Below are 14,698 nucleotides of genomic sequence, written 5' to 3' on the forward strand. Positions count from 1 at the left end.
CTTCTTCGGACGGCGCGGCCCGAAGCTCGAGCCCTTCTCGGCGGGGGTGGTCGACTCGGTCATGGGTGTCTCCTCGTTCCGGCCCGGTGCCGACCCCGTTCGGGATCGGTTGCGGCCGGTTCCATCTCAGATTCGAAGGCGAATCTGAAGCCGGACTTAAGAACAGACCCTCCACAGCAGACGCCGGGTGCGCCCCGATCCGCGGCCCCTAGGTTCGAGCACATGCCCTCCTCCGCCCGTGTGCTCCTCATCGAGGACGACGACGCCATCCGCTCCTCCGTCGAGACCGCGCTGCGCAGCGAGCGCTTCACGGTCCGTGGTCTCGTCTCCGGCGAGGACCTCGCCCGCGAGCTGAGCACCTTCGCTCCGGACCTGGTGATCCTCGACTGGATGCTCCCCGGCCCGAGCGGCATCGTGCTCGCCGAGCGGATCCGCCGCAGCAGCGACGCGGCCGTGATCATGCTCACCGCCCGCGACGCCGTCGACGACCGCCTCCGCGGCTTCGACGAGGGCGTCGACGACTACGTGGTGAAGCCGTTCGTGCTCGCCGAGCTCGTCAAGCGCGTGACCGCCGTGCTGCGGCGCCGCGGCCGCATCCCGTCCGTCGTCGAGATCGGCGACCTCGTCGTCGACCCGGAGTCGGGCCGCGCCCGCCGCGGCGGCGTCGCCCTCGACCTCACCGCGACCGAGTTCCGCCTCCTCGCCTTCCTCGCCGGTAACCGCGGCCGCACCCTCACCAAGACCCAGATCCTCACGCAGGTCTGGGGCTACGACCACGTCGACCCGAACCTCGTCGAGGTGCACCTCAGCTCCCTCCGCAAGAAGATGGAGGCGCACGGCGACCGGCTCGTGCACACCGTCCGCGGCCTCGGCTACCGGGTGGAGGCGTGAGCCGCGCCCAGCCGGGCGCGCTGCGGACGGGCTCGCTCCGCCTCCGCACCGTCCTGGCCGTGCTCGCTCTGCTGGCCGTGCTGCTCCTGGCCCTCTCGGCGACGGTGCAGGCGGTGCTCGGCGAGCGCCTCCGCGACCAGATCGAGGAGCGGCTGCAGGACCGCGCCTCCGCCGCCGCCGCGCTGGTCGGCACGATCGCCGACGACGCCCTCGCCTCCCGCCTCTCGGCGCAGGGCGTCTCGGTGCGGATCACGAGCCCCGAGGGCGAGGACGTCGTGGCCGGGCCGAGCCCGGAGCAGCTGCGACTGGGCCCGGGAGCCGCCGATCAGCTCGGAGAGCCGCCGTCGCCGCCCGGCACGAGCTCCTCCTCCGGAGCCGTCCCGCCCCGAGCCGCCTCCGCCGCCGTCACCGTCGTCTCGAGCAGCGTCGCCGCCGACGATGAGCTGATCACCCTCGAGTCGACCCTCAGCGACGGCACCCGCCTCGAGCTCACCAGCGAGGCCGGATCGGTCGGCAGCACCCTCGCGCAGCTGAACGGGATCCTGCTCGGCGCGTCGGCCGTGTTCCTCCTGCTGGCCGCGCTCGCGCTGATCGTCGTGGTCCGCGCGACCCTCCGGCCCCTGGAGCGGATGACCGACGTGGCCCGCGACATCGCGCACGGCGACCGCGGGCGGCGGCTGCGCCCCTCCCGTCCGCGGACCGAGCTCGGCCGCACCGCGACCGCGTTCGACGAGATGCTCGACGACCTCGAGCAGGCCGAGCGCAGCGCCCTCGCCGCCGAGGCGACGGCCCTCGCGGCGGAGCAGCGGATGCGCGCGTTCGTCTCGGACGCCGCGCACGAGCTGCGGACGCCGGTCGCCGGCATCCAGGCCGCCGCCGACGCCCTCGTCCGCGCCGACGGCGGCGAGCAGGAGCGCGAGCGCCTCTCGGTGCACGTCGTGCGGGAGTCGCTGCGCGCGGGCCGCCTCATCCAGGACATGCTGCTGATGGCGCGTCTGGACGAGGGCCTGGCTCTGGAGTCGCGTCCGCTGGACCCCGCGGGCGTCGCCGAGGCCGCGATCGAGCGCCAGGAGCTGCGCCGCCCGGGCCTCGCGATCGAGCTGCACCGGCCCGCCGAGCCGCTCCTGGTCAGCGCCGACGCCGACCGGCTGGCCCAGGTGCTCGGCAACCTCCTCGAGAACGGCGCCCGCTTCGCCCGCTCGCGGATCGACGTCGCCGTCGGGGCGGCCGCCGACTCCGTCACGATCACCGTCGACGACGACGGCCCCGGCATCGCCGAGGCCGACCGCGAGCGCGTCTTCGACCGCCTCGTCCGCCTCGACGACGCCCGCAACCGCGCCGACGGCGGCTCGGGCCTCGGCCTGCCGATCGCGCGCGGGCTTGCCCGGGCCCTCGGCGGCGACCTGGTGGCGCAGGCGGGACCGGTGGGAGCGCGGTTCCGCGTGACGCTGCCGCGCGCCCGCTGACCCGCAGGCCCTCCCGCTCCCCTTAGGCTCGACGGGCGCGCGGGCCCCGCTCCGCCGGGACGGCAGGAGTGGCTCCATGGACAAGGACGACGCGGAGCAGCGTGTCCGGCAGGCCCGCGACGAGGCCCCGAGGTTCGGGAGCGGTCCCCTGCTCGCCACCTTCACCGTCCGCCACCGCCGCGGACTCGACGTCGCCTTCGTGCTCGACGGCGCCGACGGGGACTTCCAGATCGGCATGGGCGCCGCGTCCGACGACTTCCGGAGCGTCCTCACCGTCGGGGTCGACCGCGAGGACGGCCGCATCCGCGGCGTCTCCAGCTGGACCGTCGACGGCCGCGAGAGCCGCGTGCCCGTGCGGATCCTGCACCGCTCCGCCACCGTGATCATCGTGGAGGCCGCTCCCCTCCCCCTCGACCGGCGCCCGTCCTCACTCAAGTGCTGGTCCTTCCTCCGCCGGGCCTCCGCCGACCACCACTCCGACGTGCTGGGCTTCGTGTCCCCCGACCTGGCCGACCTCCCCCCGGTCCGGCTCCTCACCGATCCGCGGGCGCGGCGCGGGCGCTGAGCCGGCCTTCCGCGCGACGGATCCCCGCCCGACCCGCAGGCGCCGGTGCGATCATGCGCTGACGTGATCCCGCCCGGAGGTCCGCCCGACCCGGAGGAGCGCCCGTGACGCAGGAGGTGCAGTCGACCCGGCTGCGGTCGCTCGGGAGCGAGGCGTTCTTCGGGGCGACGGTGGTCGTGGCGGCGGCGTGGTCGGGCGCTCGGGCCTACCAGCTCTACGGAGGGTGGGGCGTGGTGCTCGCGGTGGCGGCGGTGATCGTCGCGGGGCTCGGCTTCGGGCTCCGGCGGCGCGTCGAGGAGCGGTGGTCCCGGCCGAGCCTCGAGAGGCTGCGGGCCGAGCATCCGGACGGCGGCGTCACCGCGGTGCTGAACACTCCGGAGACGCTGGCCTCGCTGCGGACGCTCGCGGTCGCCGGAGCCGCGGTCGACCTCCCGGCGCTGCGCGCGGCGAAGCCGGACCCCGTGCTGCTGGCCGTCGTCACCGCGAGGGCGCTCTCGCTGTTCCGCGCCGACGCGGACCTCTCGCCGATCGCGTTCCTGCCCCTCACCGCCGGGGACGCCCCCGAGTCGGTGACGGGCTACCACCACGGTCACGCGCTCGCGGCTCCCGTGCTCACGGTCCGGCAGCAGGGGACGGAGCAGCGGCTCGCCCTCTTCCCCGCCCGAGCCTGAGACGCGGCTCAGCCCGCACCCATGCCTACGATCACCGATCGCGCAAGCACCTGCTCGCGGGGCGCCCGCACGTCAGCATGAGCGGGATGGACACGATCGAGGAGGCGGGCGCCTGGGCGCGCGCTCTGGTGCGCCGCGAGTTCGGCGTCGGCCTCGTCGACCTGGAGCCCGTCGTCGGCGGACTCGACCACGGAGCGCGCGTCTGGTGCGCGGCCGACGGCTCCGGGGCGCTGTGGAGCGTCAAGGCGTCGGCCCGCGACGGGCGCTTCGGACTCGCGCTCTCGGCGTCGCTGGGAGAGTCGGGGGTGCCGGGCGTCGCGGCGCCGCACCGCGCCTCCGACGGGCGCCCCTGGGCGGAGGACCGCGGGCTGCGGGTCTCGGTCGCGCCGTGGATCCTCGGCGAGGACGCGGTCGACTCCGGCGAGGACGCCCTCGACTGGGAGGGGTTCGGCGCGGTCCTGCGCTCCGTGCACGACGCCGAGCCGCCGACCCTCGCGCCTCCCGTGCGGCGGGGCATCCGCCGTGTCCGCCGTCCGCTCGCCGACCTCCTCGCCGAGACCGACGAGAGGATCGACGCGCAGCCGGAGTCCCGCCCCCTCCTCACCGCGCTCTGGCGCGGTAACCGCTCCCGCCTCGACGCCCTCGCCGGCGCTGAGCGACGGCTGAAGCGCGCCCGCACGCCCACCTCCCGCGTGCCCCTCCACGGCGACCCGCATCCCGGCAACGTCGTCATCGACGAGAGCGGCCGCCCCTGGCTGATCGACTTCGACGAGGCCACCGTCGCCCCGCGGGAGGCCGACCTGCTCCTGATCGAGCTGGGCGTCATCTACTCGCGGCCGATCAGCGACGTGCAGCGCTCGGCGTTCCGCGCGGGCTACGGCGAGGCCCTGATCGACGACGAGCGGATCGTCCGCTTCGGCTGCGTCCGCGCGGTCGAGGACGTGGCCGCCACTGTCGCGCTGGCCCTCGCAGACCCGGAGCCGGAGGAGCGCGAGGCCGCTCCCGTGCCCGCCTCCCGCCTCGGCCGCGCCGACTCGGCGCTGCCCGTCCCCACTCCGCTCGACCTGCTCGCCGGCCAGCTCGGCTCGCACGGCCTCGTCTCGCTCGTCGAGACCGCCCTCCGCCGCCCCGCCTGACGCGGCCCTCCGACCCCGCCCCCGTCCGACCCTTCACAGCAGGAGACCACCCATGCGCAGACGATTCATCCCTCTCGCCGCCGTCCTGGCGTCGACCGCCGCCCTCACCGGCTGCAGCGGCTTCGGCGGAGGAGGCGGCGGTTCGGCCGACGCCGACTCGATCACCTTCACCACCTGGGCCAGCGAGTCCGAGCAGGCGGCCTTCGAGTCGCTGATCACCGACTTCGAGGCCGAGTACGAGGGGGCGAGCGTCGAGCTCAACGTCGTCCCCTACGACCAGATGTTCAGCAACATCGACGCGCAGCTGTCGTCGGGCGAGGCCCCCGACGTGTTCCGCGTCGACTACGGCAACCTCGGCGTCTACTCCAGCCAGGAGCAGCTGCTCGACCTGACCGACCGGATCGACGACTTCGACTCCTTCACGCCCGCGTTCCAGGAGGCCGTCTCCTTCGAAGGGAAGCCCTACGGCGTCCCGCACCAGACCGACGTGTCGGCGCTGCTGGTGAACACGCAGCTGCTCGCGTGGGCCGGCATCACCGACGTGCCGACCACCGCCGACGAGGCGTGGACCTGGGAGGAGTTCGCCGACGCCTCCGCGAAGCTGCGCGCGAGCCTGCCCGCCGAGCAGTACCCGTTCGTCTACAACTGGCAGCTCGGCGGCACGCCCCGCTGGCTGAGCTGGCTGTTCGAGGCCGACGGCACGCTCCTGGAGGAGGACGGCACCACTCCGGCGATCGACTCCGCCGCCGGCGCGAAGGCGCTGGACTTCACGAAGAGCTTCTTCGACAACGACTGGGTCCCGCCGACCAGCTCGGTGAAGTCCGCCACCTACGCCGACTCCTTCTTCACGGAGCAGACCGCGGCGATGGCGTTCGCCGGGTCCTTCCTCGTGCCGGACATCGACGACCTCGCCGACTTCGAGTGGACCGCCACGCCGATGCCCGTCGACGAGCGCGGCGCGACCGACCTCGGCGGCAACGCCCTCGTCGCCACGGCCGACACCGACAACCCGGAGCTCGCGACCGAGTTCCTCTCGTTCATGACGCAGGCCGACACCATGGCCGAGTTCTGCGCGGCGACGAACGAGCTGCCCACCCGGTCCGACATCGACCCCGCGTCGATCGACTTCGCGGTGCGCCCGGACGTGATGCCCGTGTTCGTCGAGCAGGCCGCGACGATCACCCCGCGGGACGTGCAGCAGCTCACTTCGCCGTTCCTCGCGAAGATCTCGGTCGCGATGCAGGACCAGCTCGAGGAGGCGTTCGTCGGCGGACGCAGCACCGAGGAGACCCTCTCCGGCCTCGATGCGGCCATCCAGCAGGCGACCAGCTGATGACCGCCACCACCCTCCGCGGCCGGGCGGGCTCCTCCGCCCGGCCGCGGTCGGCCCGCAGGCGCGAGGCCCTCGCCGGCTTCGGCTTCGTCGGCCCGAACCTGCTCCTGATGGCGCTGTTCCTGTTCGTGCCGATCCTCTGGGCGATCCAGCTCTCGTTCCAGGAGTCGCGCGGCTTCGGCACGCCCGAGTGGGTCGGCTTCGCGAACTACCTGCGGATGGGCGCCGACCCGGTGTTCTGGCAGAGCCTGGGCAACACGCTCCTCTTCACCGCGGTCACCGTGCCGCTCGAGCTCGCCGGCGGCCTCGGCCTGGCCGTGCTGCTCAACTCCGTACTGCCCGCGCGCGGGATCTTCCGCACGGTGATCGTGCTGCCCCTGGTGATCTCGGGCGTCGCCTCCGGGATGATCGCGGTCACGATCTTCAGCGAGTCCTCGGGCATCGTGAACAAGGTGCTGAGCTCGCTGGGCGCCTCGCCGGTCGCCTGGCAGTCGGACGGCTCCGCGGCGATGATCTCGGTGATGCTGACCGCGGTGTGGCTGCGGATCGGCTTCAACATGGTGATCTACCTGGCGGGCCTGCAGAGCGTCTCGCCCGAGCTCTACGAGGCCGCACGGATCGACGGAGCGACGCGCTGGCAGCAGTTCCGAGCACTGACGGTGCCGCTGGTCGGCCCGTCCACCTTCTTCCTGCTGATCATGAACGTGATCGCCTCGTTCCAGGTCTTCGACATCGTCTTCGTGATGACGGGCGGCGGCCCCGGCTTCTCCACCTCGGTGCTCGGCACCTACGCGTACCGCAACGGCTTCCAGGTCCGCGAGCAGGGCTACGGCGCCGCGCTCGGCGTCGTCATCCTGCTGGTCTCCCTCGCCTTCACCTATCTGCAGTGGCGCACGAGCCGCACGCGCGATCTCGTCGACTAGGAGCCCTCATGTCGTCCTCCACCGTCACCACGCCCGCCGCGGTCGCCGCGGCCACCGCCCGCGAGACCCCGCGCCGGCGTCCCTCCCGCCGCGACGGCTCCCGCTCCGGACTCGTCGTCCGCCTCGTCGTCGCGATCGTCGCCTCGGCGGTCGTGTTCTTCCCGCTGTACTGGATGCTCGTCATCGCCTTCTCGCCGCGCGGCGAGGTGTTCGCGCCCGGCCCGCCCCGCTTCTGGCCGAGCGAGATCTCGTTCGAGAACTTCGCGACGGTGTTCGCGCGCTTCCCCGTGGGCGAGTGGTTCGTCAACTCGGTCGTGATCGGGGTGTTCGTCACGGTGTTCACCGTCGTGGTGAACCTGCTGGCCGGCTGGGGCTTCGCGCGGCTGCGCTTCCCGGGGCGGAACCTGCTGTTCCTGCTCGCACTGGCCACGATGATGATCCCGGTGCAGGCGATCATGGTCGCGCAGTTCAAGCTCGTGACCGGACTGCAGATCTACGGCACCTACTGGTCGGTGATCCTGCCCGGAGCAGCGGCGGCCTTCGGGATCTTCCTCGCCCGGCAGTTCTTCCTCTCCATCCCGGAGGAGCTGATCGAGGCGGCGCGGATCGACGGCGCCGGCCACCTGCGGGTGTTCCTGCAGATCGTGCTGCCGCTCTCGAAGCCGCTGATCGCCGTCCTGATCCTGCTGACTCTGCTCGGCAGCTGGAACGACTTCGCCTGGCCGCTGATCGCCCTGAAGGACAACGAGCTGTTCACGCTGCCGATCGGCCTGCTCTACCTCAAGGGCCAGTCGACGCCGGACTACAGCGCGAGCATGGCGCTGGCGCTGGTGTCGGTGCTGCCGATGGTGCTGCTGTTCCTGTGCTTCCAGCGCTACTTCGTGCAGGGGTTCGCGCGCAGCGGCATCCGGTGAGGTCGGGCGGCGGCACGGGCGGAGGCACGGGTGGCGGCACGGGCGGAGTGGAGCGGTCGCCGCGGCGGGAGGCTCCTGACCGGACGGGGCAGGAGAGGACGTGGAAGGAGAGGACAGAGCAGGGCCGGAGAGGACGGGGCAGGAGAGTGCCGACGGACGCGGCGGGCGGCGGGCGGCGGGCGGCGGGCGGCGGGCGGCGGAGAACGTGAACCACGTGGAGGTCGTCCGGTCGTGATCTCTCGAGTTCGACGGCTCTCCTGCGCGGCGGGGGCGTCCGCCAGCCGGAGCGGGACGGGAGCGGACCGGGACGGAGCGGACCGGGACGGAGGGGCGGACCGGGACGGGGCGGAGCGGGACGGGGGCGGACCGGGGACAGGGGCGGACCGGGACGCGGGCGAACCGGGACGCGGGCGAACCGGGACGCGGGCGGACCGGGACGCGGGCGAACCGGGACGCGGGCGGACCGGGACGCGGTGGCCGACGCCCCGAAGCGCCGAAGCACCACGGGACACGGGGCTCGAGGCTCGGAGCTCCGGGACATGGGGCTCGGAGCTCGGAGCTCGGGGCTCGGGGCTCGGGGCTCGGGGCTCGACGAAGCGCCAACGTGCCGACGGACCTCGCGGCGCCGGAGGTGCGAGAGCGCGAGGGCGCCTGGGCGTGTCCAGGCACGGCGATGCACCGCCTCGCGGCCGACGGAGTGTCGGATCGCCCGGCAGGTCGGGCTGCGGATCAGAACGGCGGAGACGCGTCCACGAACCGCGGCCGCGTCGGCGACAGCAGCGATGGCGACGGTCGAGGTGACGACGGTCGCGATGACCTCAGCTGCGATGACGAGGATCGTGGTGACAGCGGGTGCGGCTGCTGCTCCGGCTGCGGCTCCGGCTCCGGTTCTTGCGCCGACTGCGGCGTCGGTCGTCGCGTGGGCGGCAGCGGAGCCCCGGGCAGCGCCCGTGGTCGGTCGGTGATCCGACGGCCGGTGGGGGTCGTCCAGACGACGGTGCCGTCCGGATGGAGGGCGTAGGTCCAGCGGTCGCCGTGGCGGACGTGGTGGTGCGCGACGCAGAGCGAGGCCAGGTTGCCGAGGGCGGTCTCGCCTCCGTTCCGCCATTCGAGGGTGTGATCGGCCTCGGCCGTCGAGGACGAGCGGGTGCAGCCGGGGAACCGGCAGGTCCGGTCGCGCAGCTGCAGCTGGAGGCGCATCCGAGGGGGCGGGACGCGGAGGGTCCTGCCGACCGACGTCACCACTCCCGTGTCCGGATCGGTCAGCACCCGCGTGAAGGTGGCCGCCGTGCGGACGAGCTCCCGGGCGACGTCGGCGGGGACGAGACCGTAGCCGTCGAGTTCGGCCGGCGCGTCGTCGAGGCCGACGGCGGTGCTGGCGGCCAGGGTGAGGCGCACGCCGGCGCGGACTCCGGAGACCGAGGCGTGGATTCCGGAGCCCGAGGCACGGACGGCGCTCGCTCCTTCTCCCGAGGATCCGTCTGCGGAGATGTCGCCGTCGATGAGCAGATCGACGAGGGCGTCGGCCCGCAGCTGCGCGAGCGTCCGGCCGTCGCCGAGGGAGATGTCAGCGTCTCCACCGGCGCCGCCACCCGTCTCCGCGCCGAGCCCGGCACCGGCACCAGCACCAGCACCAGCACCAGCACCAGCACCAGCACCAGCACCAGCACCAGCACCAGCGTCCGTCCGCGCGCCGACTGCCACCGGAGCATCGCCACGGGCACCAGCACCGCTCTGTGCAGTCGCAGTCGCACTCGCACTCGCACTCGCACTCCCACTCGCACTCGCACTCGCACTCGCACCTGCACCTGCACCTGCACCTGCACCTGCACCTGCACCTGCACCTGCACCTGCACCTGCACCTGCACCTGCACCTGCACCTGCACCGAACCCGATCCCCGCCGCGTCCGCCCCGTCGCGGAGCGAGCGGGCGATCCGGTCGAGACGGTTGTAGGCGCCGACCGCGACCGGGGCCGGCAGCAGGGCACAGAGCGTGGCCATGCCGTCGGCCTCGGCGCCGAGCCACACGCTGCGGTCCTCGCGGGCGCGGGCGTGGCGTTCGGTGAACGGCTGCTCGTGCAGCTCGTCGCGCAACCGCGCCACGGTCCGGCGGAGCTGGGTGGGCGTCTGCGTGAGCGCCGCGGCGGCCGCCCGCTCGTCGAAGGGCGCGCGCGACGGAGCGGGGAGGGTCGCGGCGGCGGCGCAGACGACCTCGCCGGCCTCCCAGAGGATCCGGGCCTCGGCCAGGAGGGTGCGGGTCTCTGGGAGGTCCTCGATGAGGAGCCGAGCGTGCTCGAGACGCCGAGACGCCGCGCGCTCCGACATCCCGAGCGCAGTCGCGAACTCGGCTCGGATCGAGCGCTCCACGAGGTCTCCCGCCTCGCTCCGGGAGAGACGACTCCCCCGCGCGAACGACTCCGGGACGAGCAGCGCCGCCCGGTACGCCGTGTACAGGGCGACCGCCCCCGCGAGCAGCACCGGTGCCGAGGAGCGGGCGAGCCCCGTCGCGAGACCGGCGAGCGCGCGCACCGCGTCGAGCGTCCGCGCCGTCTCGCCCGCCTGCACCGCCTCGACCGCCTGCACCGCGTCACCCGAATTTGTCATACCTGTATTGAATCAGCGACCACCGACATCGGGCCGGGGCCCATGACCAGGATCGGGACAACGGAGCCGGTACCCCGCCTGTGGAGGGACGGACCGCCGGCGAGCGCGGGCTCACACACCGCTGTCCGCGCGATTCCTGAGCCGAGCCACCAGCCCGCGCCGCCCGCCCCGCTCGAACCCGTCCGCTCGAACCCGCCCCGCTCGAACCCGCCCCGACCCGACCGGCCCCGGCTCCGCTCGAACCCGGCCCGCTCGAACCCGCCCCGACTCGGCCACCCCCGCCCGCTCAAACCCGCCCCGCTCGAACCCGGCCCGCCCGAGCCGCCCCGGACCCGGCCGCCCCTGCCCCGCTCGAACCCGGCCCGCTCGAACCCGCCCCGTTCGAACCCGCCCCGACCCGGCCGCCCCCGCCCCGCTCGAACCCGTCCGCTCGAACCGGGGCCGCTCGAACCCGCCCCGACCCGGCCGCCCCCGTCCCGCTCGAACCCGGGCCGCTCGAACCCGCCCCGTTCGAACCCGCCCCGACCCCGCCGCCCCCGGCCCGCCCGAACCCGCCCCAACCCGGCCGCCCCCGCCCCGCTCGAACCCGGCCCGCTCGAACCCGGCCCCTCGAACCCGCCCCGACCCCGCCGCCCCCGGCTCCGCCGGACGCTCCGCTCCCGCCGTCTCAGGCCGTGAGTCCGCCGAACAGCAGCGACACCGTCATCGCGATGATGACCGAGTCGAAGGCGGACGCGATGACGACGTTCGCGCGCACCAGGCGCCGGCCCTCTCTCGAGCGGATCTCGGCCGAGACCGTGGCCGCCATCGTGGACAGCAGGAGCGCGAGGGTCGCGTCGTCACTGAAGTGCGGCGCCTCCTCGAAGGCGAAGCGCACCTGCGACCGCCGGGGCGACCGCGACTCGAGGCGCAGGCAGGCCTGCGCGAACGAGAAGACCATCAGCACCCACGAGCTCGCGACGGTGAGCAGGGCGGCGGCGGCGATGGAGAGGGGCTCGCTGCGGGACTCCGTCCTCTGCGCGATCGCCACCGTGACCACGATCGCCGGCACCGCCGCCGGCACCGCCGCCGGTAGCGTCGTGCCGGTCGCCCCGGTCGCCCCCAGCATCCGCGAGAGGAGGCGCCGCTCGCCGCGCGCCTCCTCCTCGGCGGTGCTCCGCAGCGCCTGCTCGTCGAGGCGCGAGTACGAGGCGGCGCTCCAGCCCACGGAGAGGGCGGTGGAGAGCGGCCGGCCGAGCAGGTACACCGGAACGAGGGTCGCCGTCGTATCGACGGCCCCGTCGCCCGGAGCGGGTGTCCCCGTCGCCAGGACGAGCAGCACCACCACGATCGTGACCAGGAGGCTCACGCACATCCGGAACAGATCGGAGCGGGATCGTCTGCGCGCGGTCATCGCCGCCCTCCCCGGCAGGGGCCCGGAGCGCGCCCCGAACAAAATCCACGCCGTTCCGTCCTGCCGCGTCCCGTGCGTTACCAGGCCATTCGTTGCAACCAACAACAAATCCCCCGCGCACCCGGCAGAATGGACCCATGACCTCACGGAGCAACTGGGCGGGCACCTACGAGTACCGCGCCGCCGCCATCATCGAGCCGGAGTCCGTCGAGGAGGTGCAGCGCCTCGTCCGCGAGAACGAGCGCGTCCGCGCCCTCGGCAGCCGCCACTCCTTCAACTCCCTGCCCGACACCCCCGGCGCACTGCTGCACCTGGGCCGCCTGGCCTCCGACCCCGTGATCGACGCCGAGGCGAGCACCGTCACCGTCGGCGGCGCCACCCGCTACGGCGTCGTCGCCGCACACCTGCACAGCAACGGCTACGCCCTGCACAACATGGGCTCGCTCCCGCACATCTCGGTCGCCGGCGCCATCGCGACCGGCACCCACGGCTCGGGCGACCGCAACGCGAACCTCTCCTCCGCCGTCTCGGCGCTCGAGCTCGTCACCGCCGACGGCTCGCTGCGCACGATCCGCCGCGGGGAGCCGGGCTTCGAGGGCGTCGTCGTCGGCCTCGGCGCCTTCGGCATCGTCACCCGCGTGACCCTCGACATCCAGCCGACCTTCGACGTCCGCCAGGACGCGTTCGTCGACCTGCCCTGGGAGCGCGTGCTCGACGACTTCGACGCGATCACCTCCTCCGCCTACAGCGTCAGCCTCATGACCCACTGGTCCTCGCCGACGGTGGAGCAGCTGTGGCTGAAGACCAAGGTGGCGGCGGGATCCGTCGCCGACGTCGACGCGACGCACCTGGGCGCGGTCGCCGCCTCCGCGAGCCTCTTCGCCGTCTCGGAGGGTGTCGACTCCAACCTGAATCCGTTCGGCGGCTCCGTCGGACCGTGGTCCGAGCGCCTGCCGCACTTCCGCCTCGACCGCGAGCCGAGCGCGGGCGACGAGATCCAGAGCGAGTACATGGTGCCGCGCGCGAACGTCCGCGAGGCGATCGTGGCGCTGCGCGCGATCGGCGAGCGGATCGACGACGTCCTGCTCATCACGGAGCTGCGGACCATGGCGGGCGACGACCAGTGGCTCTCCCCCGCCGGAGGCCGCGACAGCGTCGGCGTGCACTTCACCTTCAAGAAGGACCGCGCCGGCGTCGACGCCGTGCTCCCCGCCGTCGAGGGCGCGCTGCTGCCGCTCGGGGCCCGGCCGCACTGGGGCAAGCACTTCCTCGCCGGAGCCGACGAGATCGCGCCGCTCTACCCGCACCTCGAGGAGTGGCGCACCCTCCGCTCCGAGTGGGACCCCTCGGGCCGCTTCGCGAGCGACTTCCTCCGCGACCGCCTGCTCGGCTGAGCGGCACCCGCCCCGCGGGACCAGGCAGGTTCCGCGGGACGGGGCTCACAGGACGTGGGTCGCGGGACGGGGCTCACAGGACACGGCTCGCGGCTCGCGGCTCGCGGCTCGCGGGATGCGGGACGCGGCCTACAGGACGCGGCTCACAGGACGCGGCTCACAGGACGCCACTCAGAACAGGCGGGCCGCGTCGGCGGGCTCGACGAGGTCGCGCACCAGCGCCGGGATCCGCTTCCGGAACGGGAAGAATCCCCGCGACGCCGACGGCCACGCCGCGCCGTCCCAGCGGCGGCGCACGGTGACGAGCGCGACCCCCTCGTCGGCGAGAGCCGAGCGGAGCGTCTCCACCCGCTCCCCGACGGGCCCGACCGGCGCGTACGGAACGACCACCGTGTCGATCCGCTCGGAGACCGCCCAGTCGACGACCGTCGCGGCACGCGCGTCCGCCAGCACCCGCGCCGGCCGACCGCTGGAGTCGGAGGTGCGCTCGGCGGCGTCGGCGAGCGCCGCGGCGGTGAAGGCGGCGACCGCGTCGGAGACTCCGGACGGCGAGCGCCCGCCCGCGTCCCCGGCGACGGCGCACGCGACGAGGCGCTCGGCCAGACCCGGCTGCTCGGCGAGCAGGCTCTCCGCCTCGAGGTCCTCCTCGTGCAGCAGGAGGCCGGGGCGGGCGCCGACGGTCCCCACGACGTCGTCCTGCTCGAGCGGTGCCCGCGGCGGGAAGGGCTCCTCCGTCAGCGCGGGGGCTGTGGTGGCGAGGCCGCTCGGCGAGAAGCGCCCCTCCGTGTAGCGGGCGATGTTGGACGCGGAGGCGAGGTAGGTCTTGCCGGGAGTCTGCAGGCCGGCGACCCATCGCCACGACAGGGTGTTGGACGCGGCGTCGCCGTCGAGCAGGTGCCGGTAGAAGAAGTCGGCGCCGAGCTGCCAGGGCAGTCCGAGGGTGAAGATCCAGATGCTCGCGAACCACATGCGGGTGTGGTTGTGGAGGTACCCGGTCTCGACGAGCTCGCTCACCCACGCGTCCATCGCGTCGATGCCGCTGCGTCCGCCGATCGCGTCGAGGTAGCCGGGCGGAGGATCGCCCGCGGAGGAGTCCGCCACCTCGCGGCGGTAGCGGCGCCAGACATCCGGGTTCTGCTCGAGCCAGCCCTTCCAGTAGGTGCGCCAGAACACCTCCTGCACGAACTTCTCCGCGGCGGTCAGGCGATGCCGCGCGAGGACCGCGGCGACGACCTCCCGCTCGGTGACGAGGCGGTGGCGGAGGTAGGGCGAGAGTCCGGAGACGTTGTCCCGGGACGGTCCGAGGTCGTGGTTGCGGTCGCGGGCGTAGGCGGAGCCCGCGCGGGCGACGAAGTCGTCGAGCGCCTCGAGACCGGCGGCTCTGGTCGGGATGAACATCGCCCCATCA

12 protein-coding genes are annotated in these 14,698 nt (G+C 73.9%); 9 read left to right on the forward strand and 3 right to left on the reverse strand.

Annotated features, from left to right (window positions below):
• The first annotated feature begins 222 nt into the window (after positions 1–222).
• The 8 genes from GTU71_RS11005 (at position 223) to GTU71_RS11040 (ending at position 7,899) form a co-directional block, all read left to right on the forward strand.
• Entirely contained in the window at positions 223–891 is a 669-nt protein-coding gene (locus GTU71_RS11005; RefSeq protein ID WP_104225192.1) for a response regulator transcription factor, read from the forward strand.
• Complete coding sequence (locus GTU71_RS11010) at positions 888–2,357, forward strand: HAMP domain-containing sensor histidine kinase (RefSeq protein WP_159940083.1); 1,470 nt, start codon at positions 888–890, stop codon at positions 2,355–2,357. The genes GTU71_RS11005 and GTU71_RS11010 overlap by 4 nt, the downstream gene beginning before the upstream one ends.
• A 76-nt stretch (positions 2,358–2,433) precedes the next feature.
• Positions 2,434–2,922: a hypothetical protein gene (locus GTU71_RS11015; RefSeq protein ID WP_104349676.1), complete on the forward strand. Its 489-nt coding sequence runs from the start codon at positions 2,434–2,436 to the stop codon at positions 2,920–2,922.
• Between the two features lie 104 nt (positions 2,923–3,026).
• Positions 3,027–3,593: a hypothetical protein gene (locus tag GTU71_RS11020; protein ID WP_104256642.1), complete on the forward strand. Its 567-nt coding sequence runs from the start codon at positions 3,027–3,029 to the stop codon at positions 3,591–3,593.
• A gap of 86 nt (positions 3,594–3,679) precedes the next feature.
• Positions 3,680–4,729, forward strand: coding sequence for an aminoglycoside phosphotransferase family protein (locus GTU71_RS11025; protein WP_159940085.1), 1,050 nt, complete (start codon positions 3,680–3,682; stop codon positions 4,727–4,729).
• 52 nt (positions 4,730–4,781) lie between these two features.
• Positions 4,782–6,062: a sugar ABC transporter substrate-binding protein gene (locus GTU71_RS11030; RefSeq protein WP_244230532.1), complete on the forward strand. Its 1,281-nt coding sequence runs from the start codon at positions 4,782–4,784 to the stop codon at positions 6,060–6,062.
• Positions 6,062–6,985 (forward strand): sugar ABC transporter permease, encoded by a 924-nt coding sequence (locus tag GTU71_RS11035; protein WP_104239656.1) that lies wholly within the window; start codon positions 6,062–6,064, stop codon positions 6,983–6,985. The genes GTU71_RS11030 and GTU71_RS11035 overlap by 1 nt, the downstream gene beginning before the upstream one ends.
• A gap of 8 nt (positions 6,986–6,993) precedes the next feature.
• Positions 6,994–7,899 carry a carbohydrate ABC transporter permease gene (locus tag GTU71_RS11040; RefSeq protein ID WP_104234603.1) on the forward strand — a complete coding sequence of 302 codons (906 nt, stop codon included), beginning with the start codon at positions 6,994–6,996 and terminating at the stop codon, positions 7,897–7,899.
• A gap of 729 nt (positions 7,900–8,628) precedes the next feature.
• On the opposite strand, the gene GTU71_RS11045 is transcribed toward GTU71_RS11040, so the two are convergent.
• Positions 8,629–10,503, reverse strand: coding sequence for an HNH endonuclease signature motif containing protein (locus GTU71_RS11045; RefSeq protein ID WP_159940087.1), 1,875 nt, complete (start codon positions 10,501–10,503; stop codon positions 8,629–8,631).
• 667 nt (positions 10,504–11,170) lie between these two features.
• Entirely contained in the window at positions 11,171–11,851 is a 681-nt protein-coding gene (locus GTU71_RS11050; RefSeq protein WP_159940089.1) for a DUF1345 domain-containing protein, read from the reverse strand.
• A gap of 182 nt (positions 11,852–12,033) precedes the next feature.
• Here GTU71_RS11050 and GTU71_RS11055 point away from each other — a divergent pair, with 182 nt between their 5' ends.
• On the forward strand, positions 12,034–13,290 hold the full coding sequence (locus GTU71_RS11055; protein ID WP_104234610.1) for a D-arabinono-1,4-lactone oxidase: 1,257 nt from the start codon (positions 12,034–12,036) through the stop codon (positions 13,288–13,290).
• Between the two features lie 171 nt (positions 13,291–13,461).
• On the opposite strand, the gene GTU71_RS11060 is transcribed toward GTU71_RS11055, so the two are convergent.
• Positions 13,462–14,688: an FAD-binding domain-containing protein gene (locus GTU71_RS11060; RefSeq protein WP_104295836.1), complete on the reverse strand. Its 1,227-nt coding sequence runs from the start codon at positions 14,686–14,688 to the stop codon at positions 13,462–13,464.
• Positions 14,689–14,698 lie beyond the last annotated feature (10 nt).

This window comes from Rathayibacter sp. VKM Ac-2762 (assembly GCF_009866585.1).
Classification (GTDB): domain Bacteria; phylum Actinomycetota; class Actinomycetes; order Actinomycetales; family Microbacteriaceae; genus Rathayibacter.

Bases quoted from the DNA above. Each gene is read 5' to 3' on its own strand.
- GTU71_RS11005 (WP_104225192.1), top strand. From the start codon at position 223: ATGCCCTCCTCCGCCCGTGTGCTCCTCATCGAGGACGACGACGCCATC.
- GTU71_RS11015 (WP_104349676.1), top strand. From the start codon at position 2,434: ATGGACAAGGACGACGCGGAGCAGCGTGTCCGGCAGGCCCGCGACGAG.
- GTU71_RS11025 (WP_159940085.1), top strand. From the start codon at position 3,680: ATGGACACGATCGAGGAGGCGGGCGCCTGGGCGCGCGCTCTGGTGCGC.
- GTU71_RS11030 (WP_244230532.1), top strand. From the start codon at position 4,782: ATGCGCAGACGATTCATCCCTCTCGCCGCCGTCCTGGCGTCGACCGCC.
- GTU71_RS11035 (WP_104239656.1), top strand. From the start codon at position 6,062: ATGACCGCCACCACCCTCCGCGGCCGGGCGGGCTCCTCCGCCCGGCCG.
- GTU71_RS11040 (WP_104234603.1), top strand. From the start codon at position 6,994: ATGTCGTCCTCCACCGTCACCACGCCCGCCGCGGTCGCCGCGGCCACC.
- GTU71_RS11045 (WP_159940087.1), bottom strand. From the start codon at position 10,503: ATGACAAATTCGGGTGACGCGGTGCAGGCGGTCGAGGCGGTGCAGGCG.
- GTU71_RS11055 (WP_104234610.1), top strand. From the start codon at position 12,034: ATGACCTCACGGAGCAACTGGGCGGGCACCTACGAGTACCGCGCCGCC.
- GTU71_RS11060 (WP_104295836.1), bottom strand. From the start codon at position 14,688: ATGTTCATCCCGACCAGAGCCGCCGGTCTCGAGGCGCTCGACGACTTC.